A 17,096-nucleotide genomic window follows, 5' to 3' on the forward strand; every position below is an offset into this window, starting at 1 on the left:
AAGCGCGCTCCCACAAGAGCATGGTCGTCCGCCCGCCATTCGCCTGTGGGAGCGCGCTTGCGCGCGATTACCTACGCAGCGATGAAGCCGTGACAGGCCATCGAAGCGCCACCGGCTCTCCCACCACCCAACCGCACCGCGTCCGAGAGTCCTTGGCGCCCACCCTCGAGGCGAGTTCCGCAGGCGAGGCGGCTGGGCGGGAAATGGCCCGCAGGGGGTCGGCCATGGATGGCCGGCCCTTTTCTACGAGACAGGGACGTCTCGTAGAAAAGCCCCCGCGCGGCTGCCGGTTCGCGCCAGTAGGGCAATAAGTACATTTGCCCCGGAGGGGCACTCCTTTTCGAACGACGAGGACCTGTCTGAGCAGCGAGGGTGGGCGCCAAGGGCTCTTTCCAGAGACGTCAGAGCGCTAACGCGATGGCGAAGCCGAGCAACGCGAAGCCGAAGGCGAGCCGTCTCGCAACAACGCTACATCGAAGCCGCAGTAATCTTCCCGATCTCGGCAAACCAGCTGGTGGCTTGGTCGCTGCTCGCCGGCGAGTCCGACAGGAACAGCACCACGATGCGCTTGCTGCCGTTCGGGCCCGTGATGATGCCGATATCGTTGAACGCCGCACGGCGGCCGTCTTCCGTGCCGCTGGTGCCGGTCTTGTCAGCCAGCTGGGAACCCGCGGGAAGGCCCGCGCGGATACGGCTCGGTATCACCTGCGCCGTCATCAGGCCAAGCAGCTTCCGGGTCGACGCGGGCGACAGCAGGCGGCCCTCGTCCAGCTTCTCCAGGAAGCCGGCAGCGGCCTCCAGCGTGCTGCTGTCCACCTTGCTCGCCAGCACGGCCGTGCTGCCTTTCTCCTCGAACATATGCGCCAGGTCGCCTTCGCTCAGGTCGATGCGCATGCCGTGAACGCCCTTGTCTTCCAGGAAGCGGGTGGCGACCGCCGGGCCGCCGAGTACGTGGAGCAGGGCATCGACGGCGGTGTTGTCGCTCTCGCTCACGGCGCCGTGCAGTAGTTCGTCGAGCGTGACGTCGCGCGGCCCCTTTTTCAGCGATGCCCCGACCGACGGTACGGCGGAGCCGCCGACGATATCGGCCGGCGTGAGGTGGACCTTCTGTTCGAGCTTGAGCTTGCCCGCGTCGACCTGGGCCAGGACGGCGGCGGCGATGGGTGCCTTGAACGAGCTCATCAGCAGGTACGAGCGTCCCCCGTTGACCATCACCGACTGGCCGCTTGCCGGGTCCATGACCATGATGCCCAGCGTGCCCGGGCGGGCCTTGTCCGCGACCGCCTGGAGCTTGCCCTGGAGGGCAGCATCGGGCGGGGCGGCGAGCGCCGCGGTGGTGGCCAGGGACCATGCTGCGCCGAGGAGGAGTTGCTTGAGCATCGGGGAATGCCTGTTCGAAGAGGTGCGGGCACGTTAACGCCAACCCTGGTCCCAAGGGCTGGCAGGGAGCGGGCAATTTGCTGACGGGCTGCTCATCACATCGGTTTTACAGCCGAATCGGCACCGTTTGAAGGTTATGCCCGGGATGCGCACCGGGTGCGCGCCAGTTCTACAGGGGTTTCCACTTGAGCCAGAAGCAGTTAGCACGCGACCGCACCATCTGGGCCGTCGTTTTCCTCATCCTCGCCGCCACGCTGGGGATCGACGCGGTCACCCCCCTGGGCTACTCCGTATGGGTGTTCTACTTCTTCGCGGTAGGCGTCACCGTCTTCCAGTCGCGCACCGACATGCCCTTCGTGGTGGCATTCGTCTCGACGGTCCTGATCGCCATCGGCTACAAGCTCTCGCCGCCCTCGCTGGCGGAAGGGCATTCCGAGCTCAACCGCACCATCGGCGCGATTTCCCTCTGGGTCATCGCCACGGTGGTGAGCCAGGCACTGCGGGCGCGCATGGCGTCCGAGCGCATGCTCTGGCTGCAGGAAGGCCATAACGCGGTGGCCCATGCCCTGCGTGGCGAGCAGAGCCCGGAGGAGATCGGCATCCACGCGGTGCGGACGCTGTGCCGCCGCCTCGAGGCGCAGGTAGGCGCGCTTTATCGCGCCGACGGCCGCCAGCTGGTGCTGTGTGGTGGTGCCGGTTTGCCCGAGAACCACCCGGACAGCCTGCCGCGCGTCGGCGGGCTGCTTGGCGATGTGATTTCGGAAGGCGAGCCGCGCAGGCTCGCCGACCTCTCCGCCAGCCACCTTGCCGTGGCGACCACGCTGGGCAGCACCGCGCCCTCCGAGGTCTTCCTGCTGCCGGTCACGGCCGATGGCTACTCGGTGGGCGTGGTCGAGATCGGCCGGGTCGGCGGGACGGACCTGCATGGCGCTGATCTCGAACTGCTGCAGCGCGTGGGCGAAACGATCGGCACGGCCCTGCGCACGGCCGCGCTCCGCCAGCGCCAGAACGAGCTGCTGGAAGAGACCCAGCGCCAGAGCGAAGAGCTGCAGACCCAGCAGGAAGAGCTGCGCGTCGCGAACGAGGAGCTCGAAGAGCAGAGCCGTAGCCTGCAGCAGTCGCACGCATCGCTCGAAGCGCAGCAGGCAGAGCTCGAGCAGACCAACGTCCAGCTCGAGGAGCGCACGCACGAGCTCGAACGCCAGCGGCAGACCCTGGTGATCGCGCAGGCCGACCTGGCCCGCAACGCCCGCTCGCTCGAGGCCACCAGCCGCTACAAGTCCGAGTTCCTGGCGAACATGTCGCACGAGCTGCGCACGCCGCTGAACAGCTCGCTGATCCTGGCCAAGCTGCTGGTGGACAACAAGGACGGCACGCTGACCGAGGAACAGGTGCGCTACGCCAGCGCCATCCATTCGTCGAACAACGACCTCCTGACCCTGATCAACGACATCCTCGACCTCTCGCGGATCGAAGCCGGGCATGTGGAGATCGCCGCCGAGCCGCTCTCCGTCGAGGCACTGCTCGAGCGCGTTCGTGAAACCTTCGAGCCGCTCACGGCCGAGAAGCACCTCGCGCTGCGCATCGAAATGGCCCCCGGCGCGCCGGCACGGCTCATCGGCGACGACCAGCGCCTGCGCCAGGTGGTGAAGAACCTGGTGGCGAACGCGGTGAAGTTCACCGAGGCCGGCGAGGTTTCGCTGCGGGTGGACGCGGCGCCGGGCGATCGCGTGCGCTTCACGGTCACCGATACCGGCATCGGTATCGATCCCGCGCAGCTGGATGTGATCTTCGAGGCCTTCCGCCAGGCCGATGGCAGCACCAGCCGCAAGTTCGGCGGTTCGGGCCTTGGCCTGTCCATCTCGCGCGACCTCGCGCAGCGCATGGGCGGCGATATCACCGTGGCGAGCACGCCGGGGAAGGGCAGCAGCTTCATGCTGGAACTGCCCGTCGATGGCGGCGCCTTCGCCACGGCACCCATGCCGCCGGGAGCGTCCATCGTTCCCGTGCGCACCCATGTGCCGGCGCCGGCGCCCATGGCGGTGCCACCCGCCAACCGGCAGGGGGCCTCCGCTGTCGCGACCGCGCCCGCCGCACCGGCGGTCGCCGACGACCGTGCCTCGCGCCAGCGCCCGGGCCGCCTGATCCTGGTGGTCGAGGACGATCCTGTCTTCGCCCGCGCGCTTGTCGAACTTGCGCACGAACTGGATTTCGACTGCATCGTGGCGGGCTCGGCGGACGAGGCGCTCGCGCTGGCCGCGGCACACTCGCCCAGCGGCGTGCTCCTCGACATCGGCCTGCCGGACGTCTCCGGCCTGAGCGTGCTCGAGCGCCTGAAGCGCGATCCGGCAACGCGGCATATCCCGGTGCACGTGGTCTCCGCGACCGAGCAGGCGCATGTCGCGATGGAACTGGGCGCCGTGGGCCACCTGATGAAGCCGGCGACGCGCGAGCGCCTCGTGGATGCCATCGCGCAGCTCGAAGATCGCTACGAGCGGACGATGCGGCGTCTGCTGATCGTCGAGGACGACACCGAGCTGCGCAACAACCTGACCCTGCTGCTCGCGCGCGACCAGCTGGAGATCGTCGCGGTGGGCAGCATCCGCGATGCACTCGATCGCCTCGGCGCATCCACCTTCGACTGCCTGGTGATGGACCTGGTGCTGCCGGACGGGAGCGGCTACGACCTGCTCGAACACATGGCCGCCAGCGAAGCGTTCGCGTTCCCGCCGGTGATCGTCTATACCGGCCGTTCGCTCACCCGCGAGGAAGAGCAGCGGCTGCGCCGTTACTCGCGGAGCATCATCATCAAGGGCGCGCGCTCGCCGGAGCGATTGCTCGACGAGGTGACCCTGTTCCTGCACAGCGTGGAAGCATCGCTGCCCAGCGACCAGCAACGCCTGCTGCGCGAGGCGCGCAAGCGCGATGCCATGCTGGATGGCCGCACGGTGCTGCTGGCCGAGGACGACGTACGCAACATCTTCGCGCTGACGAGCGTGCTGGAACCGCTGGGCGTGCGCCTGGAGATCGCGCGCAACGGCCGTGAGGCGGTGGAACGGCTGGATGGCACCGAAGTGGACCTGGTGCTCATGGACATCATGATGCCGGAGATGGACGGGCTCGAGGCGATGCGGCGGATCCGCGCCGATGCGCGCTTCGTCGACCTGCCGATCATCGCGCTCACCGCCAAGGCCATGTCCGACGACCGCGAGCGCTGCCTCGAGGCCGGCGCCAACGACTACATCGCCAAACCGATCGACATCGACAAGCTGGTTTCGCTCTGCCGCGTGTGGTGCTCGAGGCGCTGATGTCGGCTGAAACCGAACTGTTCGACCTGGAACTCAAGGTGCTGCTGGAGGCGGTGTACCTGCGCTACCACTACGACTTTCGCCATTACGCAGTGAGCTCGTTGCGCCGGCGCATGCGCCATGCGATGGGCCGCTACGGTCTGGAGCGCCTGAGCGACCTGCAGCACCGGGTGATCCACGATCCGGCGTTCTTCGCCGAGGCGATGCAGTATTTCACCGTGCAGGTCTCGGAGATGTTCCGCGATCCCGAGTACTTCTCCGCGCTGCGCGAACATGCGATCCCCGTGCTCAAGACCTATCCCAGCATCAAGATCTGGATCGCGGGCTGCAGCACCGGCGAGGAGGTCTGGTCCATGGCCATCCTGCTCGAGGAAGAAGGCCTGCTGGATCGCGCGGTGATCTACGCCACGGACATCAACCCGGCTGCGCTGGAGGCGGCCGAAAGCGGCGTGTTCGCGCTGGACCGCATGGCGCTGTTCAGCCGCAACTACCAGGCCGCGGGCGGCACGCGCTCGCTCTCGGATTACTTCACCACGGGCTATGGCGGCGTCGTTTTCGATCGCCGGCTGAAGAAGCAGGTGGTCTTTGCCGACCACAGCCTGGCGACCGACGCGGTATTCTCCGAGGTGCACCTCGTGTCCTGCCGCAACGTGCTGATCTATTTCAACCGCGAACTGCAGGATCGCGCGGTCGGCCTGTTCCACGACTCGCTGGTACGCCGCGGCTTCCTCGGCCTGGGTGCGAAGGAATCGCTCCAGTTCGGCGCGCACGCCACGGCCTTCGAGGCCTGCGCCCCGCAACAGCGCCTTTACCGGCGGACCGCGACGTGAGCCAGCCTTTCCCGCAGGCAGTGGTGATCGGTGCATCGGCGGGCGGCGTCCAGGCGCTGCAGGACGTGCTGCGTTGCTTCCCGAGGGGCTTTCCCGCCCCCGTCCTCGTCGTCCAGCACATCCCGCGCGACCGGCCCAGCGGCATCCCCGCACTGCTCGCGGGTGCCTGCGCGCTGCCCGTGGCCGAGGCCGAGGACAAGGAGCCGCTTTGCGCGGGCGTAGTGCTGTTCGCCCCGCCGGACTACCACCTGCTGGTGGAAGACCGCCTGACCGTATCGCTCTCGCGCGATGAGCCGGTGCTGTATTCACGCCCGGCGATCGACCCGCTCTTCGAGTCCGCCGCGGAGGTATTCGGCGACGGCCTGCTCGCGATCCTGCTGACCGGCGCGAGCAGCGACGGCAGCGCCGGAGTCGCGGCCGTACGCCGCGAAGGCGGCACGGTGTGGATCCAGGATCCCGCCGAGGCGGTCGCCCCTGTCATGCCTGCGTCGGCGATCGCCCATGCGGGCGCGGATGCCATTGTCACCCTCGGCGACCTGTGTCGCCGCCTTGGAAACCTAGTGCCATGACGCTCTCGATGACCCAACCCGATGAGACGGCCGCCACGCGCGAACTGGCCAACGTTCTTATCGTCGATGACGTCCCGCAGAACCTGGTCGCGATGGAAGCGCTGCTGGCCCGCGACGACATCCGTATCCTCAAGGCTGCGTCCGGACCGGAAGCGCTGGAGCTGTTGCTCGTCCACGATGTCGCGCTGGCGTTGCTCGATGTGCAGATGCCGGAGATGGATGGGTTCGTCCTCGCCGAGCTGATGCGTGGTTCGCACCGGACGCGCGACGTGCCGATCATCTTCCTCACCGCGTCGCCGAACGATCCGGCCCGTTCGTTCAAGGGCTACGAAACCGGTGCCGTGGACTTCCTGCACAAGCCGATCGACCCGCGGATCATCCTCGGCAAGGTCGATATCTTCGTGCAGCTCTACCAGCAGCGGCAGCAGCTGAAGTCGCAGAACGCGAGGCTGGAGCGCGCCCTGCAGCTCAACGAGGCCATGATCGCCGTGCTGACCCACGACCTGCGTACGCCGCTGTCGGCGATCACGCTGTGCGCGGACCGGATCCGGGAAGAGATCGGCGATGGCCCGCTGGCACGCACGGCGCAACATGTCGAATCCAGTGCGCGACGCATGGCGCGGATGATCGACCAGTTGCTGGATTTCTCGCGGATCCGTTCGGGCGTCATCCGCCTCGACCTCGCGAACCACGACCTGGGTGCCCTGGCCGAGGCCGTGGTGGAGGAAACCCGGCAGGCGTTCCCGGCGCGCGCCATCGAAGTGAGCGTCCGCGGCGAGACGCAGGGCCATTTCGACAGCACGCGGGTATCGCAGGTCCTGTCGAACCTGCTGGGCAACGCGGTGCAGTACGCGCTGGGCAGTACGCCGATCGTGCTTGAGGTCGATGGCGTGGACGTGGCGACGTTGCGGGTGCGCGTGCGCAATGCCGGTGTCCTCCCGGCGAACCTCGTCCAGCGCATCTTCGAGCCGTTCAAGGGCAGCTTCCACCAGAGCCGAGGCCTGGGCCTCGGGCTCTACATCGTCGACCAGTTCGTGCGTGCGCACGGCGGTACGGTGGAGGCGCGCAACGTCGAGGATGGCGTGGAGTTCGAGGTGGTGCTGCCGCGTCACGCGCCGCGCTGAGCGGGCTAGGGCGCTACCGGCAACCCCTGGATCAACCGTTTGGCCAGGCGCGGCTGGCGGAACTGCTCGAGCCACCAGCTGAGGGCGCGGCCTTCGCTTTCCCCGCGCCAGGCGGCATACAGGGTGTTGGGTTCGCGCGGGTCGGCCATGCGCTTCTCGACGAGCTCACCGGTTTCAAGCAGCGCCTTGGCACGGACCTTCGGCACCCAGCCCACGCCGAGCCCGTCGCGCTGGGCCAGGATCTTCGCGCGCATCGACGGCACGGCCAGGGTCTGCTGGCCGCCGAGCGTGCCGTAGCCGCGGGCCGCGCCACGCGAGGAGTCGGCCACCACGATGGCGCGATGCTTCGTCACCATGTCCGTTTCCAGCGGCTCCTTCGCTTTCGCGAGGGGGTGGCGTGGGGAGACAGCGAAGACCCACTCCATGACCCCGAGCTCGTGCCAGCGCAGTTTCGGGATCGCGGGTGGCTCGTTGGTCGCGCCGACGACCAGGTCGGCCCGCCCATCGCGCAGGGCTTCCCACGTGCCACCGAGGACCTCATGGGTCAGGCGCAGCCGCACGCCCGAACCCAGCGCATCGAAGGCGCGGATCGAGGGGAGCAGGAGCTCGAACTCGAGCAGTTCATCGGTGACGATCCAGAGCCGCTCCTCCCAGCCGCCGGCGACCTGCTTCACCCGCTGGGTGAGCCGGGAGACATCCTGCATGAGCCGCGCCGCCTCGTTCGCCAGCAACTGGCCCGCGGGCGTGAGCTGCAGCCGGTAGCGGCGCCGGTCGAACAGCAGGGCATCGAAGCGGTCTTCGAGCTGCCGCGCCGCGTGCGAGAGGGTGGACGGAGCCTTGCCGAGGTGGGCCGCCGCGCGCGACAGGCTGCCGGTTTCGCGGATCGCCTCAAGGAGCGCCAGTTCGTCTTCTGACAACATGTTCGACTCCATCGAACGTCTGCGACGGCGAGATGGTACGCCAATCGACGGTGACGAGAGCAACCTATCCTCCATACCAACCCAACCGGAGCACACCATGAACCGTTTCACTGGCAAGAACGTCCTCGTCACCGGCGGCACCAGCGGCATCGGTCTTGCCGTCGCCCAGGCCTATGCGGCCGAAGGCGCACGGGTCGTCGTCACCGGCCGCGACGAGAAGGCCCTGGCCGACGCGACCGCGACTCTCGGCGCGGGTACCCTCGCACTGAAGAACGATGCGTCGGCGCTCGCCGATGCCAGGTCGCTGGCCGCCGCGATCGGCGAGCAGGGCATCAAGCTCGATGCGATCTTCATCAATGCGGGCGTGGCGAAGTTCGCCCCGTTCGACCAGGTCGACGAGAACCTCTGGGACCTGACCTTCGACACCAACGTCAAGGGTGCTTACTTCCAGCTCCAGGCGCTGCTGCCGTACCTCAACCAGGGCGCCTCGATCGTGCTCAACGGTTCGATCAACGCACACATCGGCATGCCGAACTCATCCGTGTACGCGGCGAGCAAGGCGGCACTGATCACCCTGGCACGGACGCTTTCCGCCGAACTGCTGCCGCGCGGCGTGCGCGTGAACGTGGTGAGCCCGGGCCCGGTGCAGACGCCCCTTTACGGCAAGCTCGGCATGGATGCGGCCCAGCTCGAAGCCACCGCGGCGCAGATCCAGGCGCAGGTGCCGCTCGGCCGGTTCGGCCGTCCGGACGAAGTGGCGGCGACGGTGCTGCACCTTTCGTCGCCGGAGTCGGGCTTCATCGTCGGTACCGAGATCGTGATCGATGGCGGCATGAGCCAGCTCTGAGCGCTGGTTAACCGTCCGCTGAGCGTGGTGGGCCCGGGCTACCCGGGCTTCACCCGTTGCTGACGGCCTGGGCGGGCACGATCGGTGCCGTGCCCAAGGAGCGCCACCCCATGTCCGATCGCCCGTGCCAGCGCTGTGCCCTGGCCCCCGGTTTCACGGTATGTCGCCATTGCCTGGTCGCGGTGCTCAAGGGACAGACATCGCCCGCGTCGCGCTGGATCGCTTTCGGCTGGGCCATGGCGGCGGCGTTCGCTGCCGCCGGGCTGATGGTGCTGTTGCACACCAACGGCGTGCTCGCGTGGACGCTGGCCATCGCCGCGATCATCGGTGGCGCGCTGATGGGGGCGGTGCTCGCCGAGCAACGCGGCATACATCCGCTGGTGTCGCGCGACGTGCCACCGCTCGATGAAGAGCGTGATGTTACGTAGTTATACGCAAGACTTGAACGCACGTGTCCTCTAACCTCGGCGGCGCAACCGAGGCCAGCACCCTGGCTTTTATCACGCCAGCGGTACCGCGCCATGGACACCATCCAACAGAACAGACGCGTAAACCTTCGCTTCGTCCTCGACGAGCTGGCGAACGAAGGCATTACCGGCGCGGTGACGCGTGCATCGGTGCTCGGCGTCGACGATCGCGAACTGCTCGCGATGCTCCGCGGGAAGTACATCAGCAACGAGGCGGCCCGCGAAATCGAGTGGGCGATGCAACGCCGCGAAGGCTGGATGGACGAAGACCACCGTCGCGAATCGCTGGATAACTGAGAGGTGCCGGCGACGCCGGCACCTCCCGTCGCGCTCAGCGCCCCAGGTTGGACAGGAAGCGCTTCGTGTACTGCAGCTGCGTGGTGGATGGCAGCGAATTGCATATCGGCGAGGCGGTGCCCTGCGAGCAGGGTGTATCGCGATCCAGCGACCAGAAGTGCACGCCGGCCAGCTTGTTGGTGGCGGCATAGTTGGTCACGGTATCGATGTCCGCCGTGGTGAACACCTCGCTGGAGACGTCGTTCACGCCGATCATCGGGGTGATCTCGATCTTGCTGGCCGCGATGCCATAGGTGTGCTGCAGGTTGGTCACGGCTTGCACCGCCGACTGGCCCATGTCGCACGAACCATTCCTGACCACGCAGACACCGGCGCCCGCGGCACCGTAGTCCATGGTCATCAGGTTGATCGTGTAGTTCTTCAGGCCGGAGGCCTTCACCGCCTTCACCACCGCATCGCCGGTGCTGTTGAGGCCGCCGAAGCTGCCATCGGAAGCCGCGAGCGTGGCGAGGGTGAAGGAGAAGCGCAGGCTGGGATGGATGCTCTCCGCATACACCGCCTGGCTGACCAGCGCATTGAGCTGTTGCGGCGACTGGCCGCCTTCGATATCGAAATCGATGCCGACGAGGTGCGAGCTGTTGTAGCGGTTAATGAACTGCGCCATGCCGGTGGCACTGCCGCAGGTGAAGACGCCGGCCTGGCCACCCGTCGAGACCACGTAGTTCACGCCGGCTGAGTTGAGCCGGGCGATGTTCGCATCGGCGAACGCCTGGCCGGGCACGCCGCCCCAGTTTTCGCTGCCGCATTCGCCGCTGGCGAAGGCCAGCGTGATCGCGCCGAGGTTGGGCACCTGGGTCGAGACGAGGCTGCCGCTGCCGACGACGGGCAGGCGCGTGCCGGTCACGGCCGTCGACATGATGTTCGTGTTCCAGTCGAGGTTGATCGTGACGTCCTTGTACGGGCTGAAGAGCAGCGCGCCCGCGCCCGGGGGCGGGTTGGTCGGCGGGGGATCCGTCGGCGGCGGGTCGGTCGGCGGCGTACCGCCCCCATCGCAGGCACCCTGCGAGGTCCACGGCTGCCCGGAGCCGGCGCCGCCGCTGCTGGTGGCGGGGTCATTCCCCTGGGTCCACCAGTTGGCTTTGTAGTTCACTCCGTTCTCGCTGGCGACGTTGCCGGCGGTATACACGGTGCCCGCACTCCATGCCGCGGCGCACGCACTGGCGGCGTGGGCCTCGCGGAACGGTATGACGGTGGACAGGGCAAGCGCGATGGCGACGCCGAGCGTGCCGGTACAGCTTCCAAAGACTAGACGGGACCGAACACCTGCATTCACGTGCATGACGACTCTCCGTTCGAGTGGTGTTGCCGAATGGTTGGTTTCCCCCTGGTGCCGGGCGCCTGCCTTCGTCTGCCCCCGTAGCACTGGCGCACGGTTTCGCGGACGGCCGGACCTGTCCGGTTTAGTCCCGGATGACAACGTTGTCTATTCGCAATGCCCCGATTTGTGACGGCGCGCATGTACCGTTTTTGTGCACGATATGCGGCGTTGCGGGGTGTTTTTGGCGATCTTGCGCGCACGAGCGTGCGGGCGGGCCGTTAGCGCATGTTGCGCTGCGTGAGTAGGCGTGTCCGTCGATGACAACGTGGTCATCCCGGCTCTTGTGGGAGCACGCTTGCGCGCGATGGGCAATGGTGCGAGCACCCATCGCGTGCAAGCACGCTCCCACAGCACGCTCCCGCAACGGGGGCGGGCGGTTTAGCCGAGGTCTTTGATGCGGATGCTGCGGAACCAGATCTGGATCGGCGGCTTGCCCTTGTCTTCGCCGCCCTGCAGGGAGATGTGCCCGCGGGTGAATTTCGCGAAGTCCGGCATCTTCGCGAACTTGGTCTTCGCGACGAGGGCCTTCCACTCCGGCGTCCACAGCTGGGTATCGACCGTCTTGTGGCCGTTCTGGAAGAACTGCATGTGGCCGTGGTCGACGATGATCTCGACCTGGTTCCAGTTCCCGTTTTCGCGGACGTTCTCGATATCCGAGGAAATCAGGTCGAAAAGGTCGCCGGCGCGCTCGTACAGCGTGTAGCTGTCGGGCTTGGTGCAGACCAGGTCGGCGATCTGCAGTTCGGGCCCGGTTTGCCAGGTGTATTTGTACTTCGGGGCTTCGCTGACGTTGAACATCACGCCGGCATCGGCGCAGGCGGTCATCTTCCACTCGAGCTTGAGGTGGAAGTTCTCGTATTCGCCGTCGGTGACGAGGTCGGCGAAGTCCGCGTCCGGGGCCTTCAGGTCGCGATCCAGGCGGATGGCGCCATCGGCGACGCTCCAGTCCTTGCCCGTGCCTTTCTGCTGGAACGAATGCCAGCCATCGAGGGTCTTGCCATCGAACAGGAGCTTGAAGCCGTCGCTGCGCTCGGCCGCGCTGAGCGTGTTGGGCACGTCGGCGGCGTGGACGGGCAGGGCGATGAGACAGGTGAGGGCCAGGGCCTTCAAGGGCACTCGAAGCATCGGGGTGACTCCGGCGGGGGAAACGCCCGAGCATACAGACGTCCAGCCGTCCGTACCCGTGCATGATGACCTACCTGCCTTGCGCCAACCGCTAGATCTTGCGGTACTTCTTCAGTTCCACTTCGATCTGGCCGACCAGCGGCGCGGTGAGCGCGGGCTTGCGCAGGGCACGGAGCTGGACCCGCAAGGCCCGCAGGTCCTGCTTCGCGCCCAGTGCGTCCGAGAGCTTCGACATCGCTTGCGTCGCCGCCTTGTCCTGTTTGGCGCGATGGTGGGCGGTCTTGTTCGTGGCGCGGAGGACACGCTTCCAGTACTGCAACTGCATGCGCAGCCGGCGGGCACGGCGACGCCAGCGGTGCAGGTTGGCCGGCGTCGAGGCCTTGCGCACGCGCTTTTCAGCGCGGTTGACGCGATGCTGCTGCCTATCCAGCGTGTCTTCCACGACGCTGCGCTTCACCGCGCGCCACGGCAGCCGCTCTATGAGGTCGCGAAGTTCGCGGACGGCGTGCCGGCGCTTCAGGAAGCGCGGGTCCTTGTGCAGGGCCTCGACGAGCCGCCCGTCGCGGCGGTGCTCCAGGGTCGCAATGGCCTCCGCCCAGTCGGCCGACGGGCGCGGCCCGGCCAAGTGGTGGGCGAGGGTCACGGCGACATGGGCGTCGCGCAGGGGCGAGAGGCCGGTGGCCAGCTTGCCGATGCGGGCCTCGATCTCCACCAGCGATTCGCCAAACACGTCGCCGCCCAGGCGCAGCAGGCTTTTCAGTCGGCGCAGGGCCTTGCGGGCGGCATGGATGCCGGCATGCCGGTCCCGGGTGTTGGCGAGGGCACGCGCGATGCCGCTGCATTCGCGGGAGGCGAACAGGGCCAGGGCCTTGGGAATGCTGGGCGCAGTCTTTGGTGGCATGCGAGCGTGTATAGCATGTGAAGAACCGGGGCGTACGGATTGAGCATCCTGACACCAGACCGTCATAGTGCATTGCTACTTGTGAGGAGGTCATGACCGGAGGCACGCGATGAACAGCACCGTCCTGAGCTCCCAGCCCGTCGGCTCCCCACAGACCCGAATGATCAGCCTCCTCGTCTTCGGGGGCGTGCTCCTCGCCGCGGCTATCTACGTCGGTTCCCAACTCGGCCATGACCTGACAGTCGCCCCGGCCAGCCCCACCTTTGAATACGTGCTGCTGGGCATCGCCCTGTTGATTGCGCTGGGCTTCGAATTCGTCAACGGTTTCCACGACACGGCGAACGCCGTGGCGACGGTGATCTACACGCGCTCGCTGCCCGCGACCTTCGCCGTGGTGTGGTCGGGAAGCTGGAACTTCGTCGGCGTGCTGATCTCGAGTGGCGCGGTCGCCTATGCCGTGTTGCAACTGCTGCCGATCGGCCTGGTGCTCAATGTCGGTACCGGCACCGGTTTCGCCATGGTGTTCGCGCTGCTGCTCGCGGCGATCATCTGGAACCTGGGCACGTGGTGGCTGGGCTTGCCTTCGTCGAGTTCGCACACGCTGATCGGGTCGATCATCGGCGTGGGCGTGATGAACCAGATGATGAACGCGGGCGACGCAAACGCCGCGGTGGACTGGGGCCAGGCGCTCAGCGTCGGCAAATCGCTGCTGTTCTCGCCGCTGATCGGCTTCGGCCTGGCCTACCTGCTGCTGCTCGCGCTGAAGACCTTCGTCAAGGCGCCGGAACTCTATGCCGAACCGCACGGTGACAAGCCGCCGCCGTTCTGGGTGCGCTGCCTGCTGATCCTGACCTGCACCGGCGTGTCGTTCGCCCACGGCTCGAACGACGGGCAGAAGGGCATGGGCCTGATCATGCTGATCCTGATCGGCACGGTGCCCAGCGCATACGCGCTGAACAAGGCGGTGACAAGCAGCGAGACGCAGACGTTCGTCTCCGTGGCCCACCACGCCAGCGAGACGATGTCGAAGTACGCCACCGGTGCCGGCGTGATCGCCGATCCGCGCCACGAGATCGAAACCTATATCCAGAGCCGCCACGCGACGCCGCAGACGCTCGCCGCGCTGAACCAGCTCACCACCACGGTCGCGGACCAGGTCGCGCAGCGTCCCTCGCTGGCGGACCTGCCGCAGCACGAGGTGAACAACGTACGCAACAACATGTACCTGAGTTCCGAGGCGCTGCGCCTGATGGCGAAGGAGAAGCAGCCGGCGTTCTCTGCGGACGACCAGGCCGTGCTGGACAACTACCACGGCCTGCTCGACAAGGCGACGAAGTTCATCCCGACCTGGGTGAAGGTCGCTGTCGCGATCGCGCTCGGCCTCGGCACGATGGTGGGCTGGCGGCGCATCGTGCGCACGGTCGGCGAGCGCATCGGCAAGCAGCACCTCACCTACGCGCAGGGCGCTTCGGCTGAAGTCGTCGCGATGCTGACGATCGGCGCGGCCGACCGCTTCGGCCTCCCGGTGAGCACGACGCACGTCCTTTCATCCGGCGTGGCCGGCACCATGACCGCGAATGGCTCGGGCCTGCAGTGGCCCACCGTCCGCAACATGCTGCTGGCCTGGGTGCTGACCCTGCCGGTGTCGATCGCGCTCGCCGCGGTGCTGTTCTGGCTGCTACGCCACGTGTTCTAGCGCGACGTGCCCGGGCGCGGGCGCCAGAAGCGCTCGCGCCGGTGTTCCTCGTTGAAGTGCGTATCCAGCGGCCGCACCAGGTCGCTGCGCGAAACGATGCCGACCAGCCGGCGTGACGACGGCCCATCGACGACGGGCATGCGTTCGAGCTGATGCACGGCCATGCGCGCCGCGACCTGCTGGCAGGTGTCGCCAGGCTGGGCTACTTCTACCGTAACCCCGGCTAGTGCTTCGCCGATCGTCCCGCTGAACCCCGCATCAAGCCACGCCTGCAGCGACGCGCGATCGACCATGCCGGTCACGACCTGTCCGGCCACGACCGGGAAGGCGCGATGTGACTGGCCGGCGCCGAAGAACGTTGCCAGGACCGTGGCGAGGGGCATCGCCGCATCGACCGCCTGCACCTGGGTCGTCATGACCTCACGCACGGCGTGACGCTCCAGCGGATCGACCCCGTACTCGCGGAAGATGTGGTAACCGCGGCGCGCGATCTTCTCGGTCATGATGGAGCGGCGCATCGTCACCGTGACGAACGCATGCGCGGTAAGCGTCGCGGCCAGCAGCGGCAGCATCGCGTGGCTGTCGTGGGTGAGTTCGAAACCGAAAACGATCGCGGTGAGCGGTGCCCCGAGCGTGCCACCCAGCGTGGCGGTCATGCAGACCAGCGGCCACAGCATCGGATCCGCGCCCGGCAGGATCCGGCTGAGCACCACGCCCAGGCCCGCGCCGAGCATCAGCAAGGGTGCCAGCACGCCGCCGGAGGTGCCGGAGCCCAGCGCCACCACCCACATGATCGCCTTGACCACGAGCAGCCCCACGGCCACCTGCATCAGGACGTTCTGGTGCAGCAGGTCGTCGATGACGTCGTAACCGACACCGAGCGCGCGCGGCTCGATGAAGCCGCCGATGCCGATGACCACGCCCGCGAGCGCCGGCCACCACATCCAGTGCAGTGGCAGTTTCGCGAACAGGTCTTCCACCTTGTACAGCGCGAGCGACAGCGCCGCGGCGAGCATGCCGGAAAGCAGGCCGGCGACCACGCACGAGAACAGCGCCACCATCTGCGGCTGCCCGGTCTCGAGCGGGAAGATGGCACCCGTGCCGAACCACACGGCGCGGCCGAAGCCGGCGACGGCGCACGCCACGGCGACCGGGATGAAGCTGCGCGGGCGCCATTCGAACAGCAGCAGTTCGACGGCCAGCAGCACCGCGGCCAGCGGCGTGCCGAACACGGCGGTCATGCCGGCGGTGGCACCGGCGACAAGAAGCGTCTTTCGCTCCGCGGCGGTCAGGCTGAGCGTCTGGCCGAGCATGGAGCCCAGCGCACCGCCGGTCATGATGATCGGGCCTTCCGCGCCGAACGGACCGCCGCTGCCGATCGCGATGCCGGATGCCAGCGGCTTGAGCACGGCGACCTTCGGTGACATGCGGCTCTTGCCGAACAGGATCGCCTCGATCGCCTCGGGAATGCCGTGGCCACGGATCTTCTCCGTACCGAACCGCGCGATCAGGCCGATGAGCAGGCCGCCGATGACGGGAATGGCGATGACCCACAACCCCAGCGTGTTCGTCGCGGGCGAGCGCTCGGCGAAGGAGAAGCTGCCGAAGAAGAACAGGTTGGTGAACAGGTGGATCAGGTTGATCAGCACGAATGCGGCGAGCGTGGAAAGCATGCCGACCGGTACGGCCAGGCCCGCCATCAGCGGCATCCGCGGGTTGGCGAAGAAATCGCCACGGGAGGTGTCGTGTTTCATGTGTCGTCGTGGGGAAGGTTGGGAATGAAAAGCGTGCCCTGCAGTGAGCGCAGTTCGGCGCGGTGCATCGCGGCCAGCTTCACCAGCATGGCCTCGCCCTCACGCGTGAGCCGGACCTCGACCACGCGCCGGTCCTCGTTCGAGGGCGTGCGGGTGACGAAGCCCAGGTCTTCGCAGCGGGTCACGAGGGCGACGACGCCGTGGTGCTTCGCCTGGAGGCGCTCGGCCAGCTCGCTGACCGATGCCCACTCACGGCCCGGATAGCCCTTGATGTGCAGCAGCAGGAGGTACTGGAGCGGGGTAAGGCCTGCGCCTTGCGCCGCGTTCTCCGAGAACCGCTCGAACCGGCGGACCTGGTAGCGGAATTCCGATAGCTGCTCGAAATCGGCCTTTGCGAGGCGCGGGGTTTTTTGCTGGGTCATGGGTGCGCACGGACGACGGGATCCGGCGAATATATCACAACGTGATATAACTACCCAGTCGCGTGGCGGGACGCGAGG

Annotated in this window: 15 protein-coding genes; 8 read left to right on the forward strand and 7 right to left on the reverse strand. The window is 67.4% G+C overall.

The genetic code is table 11. The annotated features are described in order from the left end of the window. Positions 1–468: 468 nt before the first annotated feature. Positions 469–1,380 carry a class A beta-lactamase gene (bla, locus tag ACZ6YI_RS18790; protein WP_465779980.1) on the reverse strand — a complete coding sequence of 304 codons (912 nt, stop codon included), beginning with the start codon at positions 1,378–1,380 and terminating at the stop codon, positions 469–471. A gap of 185 nt (positions 1,381–1,565) precedes the next feature. On the opposite strand from bla, the gene ACZ6YI_RS18795 reads away from it, so the two are divergent. Genes ACZ6YI_RS18795 through ACZ6YI_RS18810 form a run of 4 tightly spaced genes read left to right on the forward strand, consistent with a single transcriptional unit; the run spans position 1,566 to position 7,211 of the window. Continuing rightward, on the forward strand, positions 1,566–4,688 hold the full coding sequence (locus tag ACZ6YI_RS18795) for a response regulator (RefSeq protein WP_465779981.1): 3,123 nt from the start codon (positions 1,566–1,568) through the stop codon (positions 4,686–4,688). Then, entirely contained in the window at positions 4,661–5,518 is an 858-nt protein-coding gene (locus tag ACZ6YI_RS18800; protein ID WP_440329155.1) for a CheR family methyltransferase, read from the forward strand. Before ACZ6YI_RS18795 ends, ACZ6YI_RS18800 begins: the two co-directional genes overlap by 28 nt. Further along, a complete protein-coding gene (locus ACZ6YI_RS18805; protein ID WP_465779982.1) occupies positions 5,515–6,087 on the forward strand; it encodes a chemotaxis protein CheB in 573 nt (190 codons plus the stop codon). Before ACZ6YI_RS18800 ends, ACZ6YI_RS18805 begins: the two co-directional genes overlap by 4 nt. Continuing rightward, the gene (locus ACZ6YI_RS18810) at positions 6,084–7,211 is read left to right on the forward strand and encodes a hybrid sensor histidine kinase/response regulator (protein WP_465779983.1); all 1,128 of its coding nucleotides are present in this window, start codon (positions 6,084–6,086) and stop codon (positions 7,209–7,211) included. The genes ACZ6YI_RS18805 and ACZ6YI_RS18810 overlap by 4 nt, the downstream gene beginning before the upstream one ends. Positions 7,212–7,216: 5 nt before the next feature. On the opposite strand, the gene ACZ6YI_RS18815 is transcribed toward ACZ6YI_RS18810, so the two are convergent. Continuing rightward, the gene (locus tag ACZ6YI_RS18815) at positions 7,217–8,131 is read right to left on the reverse strand and encodes a LysR family transcriptional regulator (protein WP_465779984.1); all 915 of its coding nucleotides are present in this window, start codon (positions 8,129–8,131) and stop codon (positions 7,217–7,219) included. Positions 8,132–8,228: 97 nt separating this feature from the next. Between ACZ6YI_RS18815 and ACZ6YI_RS18820 the strand changes: the two genes are divergently transcribed. The 3 genes from ACZ6YI_RS18820 (at position 8,229) to ACZ6YI_RS18830 (ending at position 9,742) form a co-directional block, all read left to right on the forward strand. After that, positions 8,229–8,978 (forward strand): SDR family oxidoreductase, encoded by a 750-nt coding sequence (locus tag ACZ6YI_RS18820; RefSeq protein WP_440329145.1) that lies wholly within the window; start codon positions 8,229–8,231, stop codon positions 8,976–8,978. A 110-nt stretch (positions 8,979–9,088) separates the two neighbouring features. Next, positions 9,089–9,406, forward strand: coding sequence for a hypothetical protein (locus ACZ6YI_RS18825; RefSeq protein ID WP_465779985.1), 318 nt, complete (start codon positions 9,089–9,091; stop codon positions 9,404–9,406). Between the two features lie 93 nt (positions 9,407–9,499). Further along, complete coding sequence (locus ACZ6YI_RS18830) at positions 9,500–9,742, forward strand: hypothetical protein (RefSeq protein WP_465779986.1); 243 nt, start codon at positions 9,500–9,502, stop codon at positions 9,740–9,742. A 34-nt stretch (positions 9,743–9,776) separates the two neighbouring features. On the opposite strand, the gene ACZ6YI_RS18835 is transcribed toward ACZ6YI_RS18830, so the two are convergent. The 3 genes from ACZ6YI_RS18835 to ACZ6YI_RS18845 all read right to left on the reverse strand — a co-directional run bounded on the left by ACZ6YI_RS18835 (position 9,777) and on the right by ACZ6YI_RS18845 (position 13,146). Beyond that, positions 9,777–11,081 (reverse strand): carbohydrate-binding protein, encoded by a 1,305-nt coding sequence (locus ACZ6YI_RS18835; RefSeq protein WP_465779987.1) that lies wholly within the window; start codon positions 11,079–11,081, stop codon positions 9,777–9,779. A gap of 417 nt (positions 11,082–11,498) precedes the next feature. Continuing rightward, positions 11,499–12,245 (reverse strand): 3-keto-disaccharide hydrolase, encoded by a 747-nt coding sequence (locus tag ACZ6YI_RS18840; RefSeq protein WP_440329151.1) that lies wholly within the window; start codon positions 12,243–12,245, stop codon positions 11,499–11,501. A 91-nt stretch (positions 12,246–12,336) separates the two neighbouring features. Further along, positions 12,337–13,146, reverse strand: a complete 810-nt coding sequence (locus ACZ6YI_RS18845) for a CHAD domain-containing protein (protein ID WP_465779988.1) — start codon at positions 13,144–13,146, stop codon at positions 12,337–12,339. 109 nt (positions 13,147–13,255) lie between these two features. Between ACZ6YI_RS18845 and ACZ6YI_RS18850 the strand changes: the two genes are divergently transcribed. Continuing rightward, on the forward strand, positions 13,256–14,842 hold the full coding sequence (locus tag ACZ6YI_RS18850) for an inorganic phosphate transporter (RefSeq protein ID WP_440326920.1): 1,587 nt from the start codon (positions 13,256–13,258) through the stop codon (positions 14,840–14,842). Here ACZ6YI_RS18850 and ACZ6YI_RS18855 read toward each other — a convergent pair. Continuing rightward, positions 14,839–16,596: a chloride channel protein gene (locus ACZ6YI_RS18855; protein ID WP_465779989.1), complete on the reverse strand. Its 1,758-nt coding sequence runs from the start codon at positions 16,594–16,596 to the stop codon at positions 14,839–14,841. The genes ACZ6YI_RS18850 and ACZ6YI_RS18855 overlap by 4 nt on opposite strands. Continuing rightward, on the reverse strand, positions 16,593–17,018 hold the full coding sequence (locus ACZ6YI_RS18860) for a MarR family winged helix-turn-helix transcriptional regulator (protein WP_465779990.1): 426 nt from the start codon (positions 17,016–17,018) through the stop codon (positions 16,593–16,595). Before ACZ6YI_RS18860 ends, ACZ6YI_RS18855 begins: the two co-directional genes overlap by 4 nt. Positions 17,019–17,096: the final 78 nt, after the last annotated feature.

It is taken from the genome of Luteibacter sp. NPDC104163 (assembly GCF_055584245.1).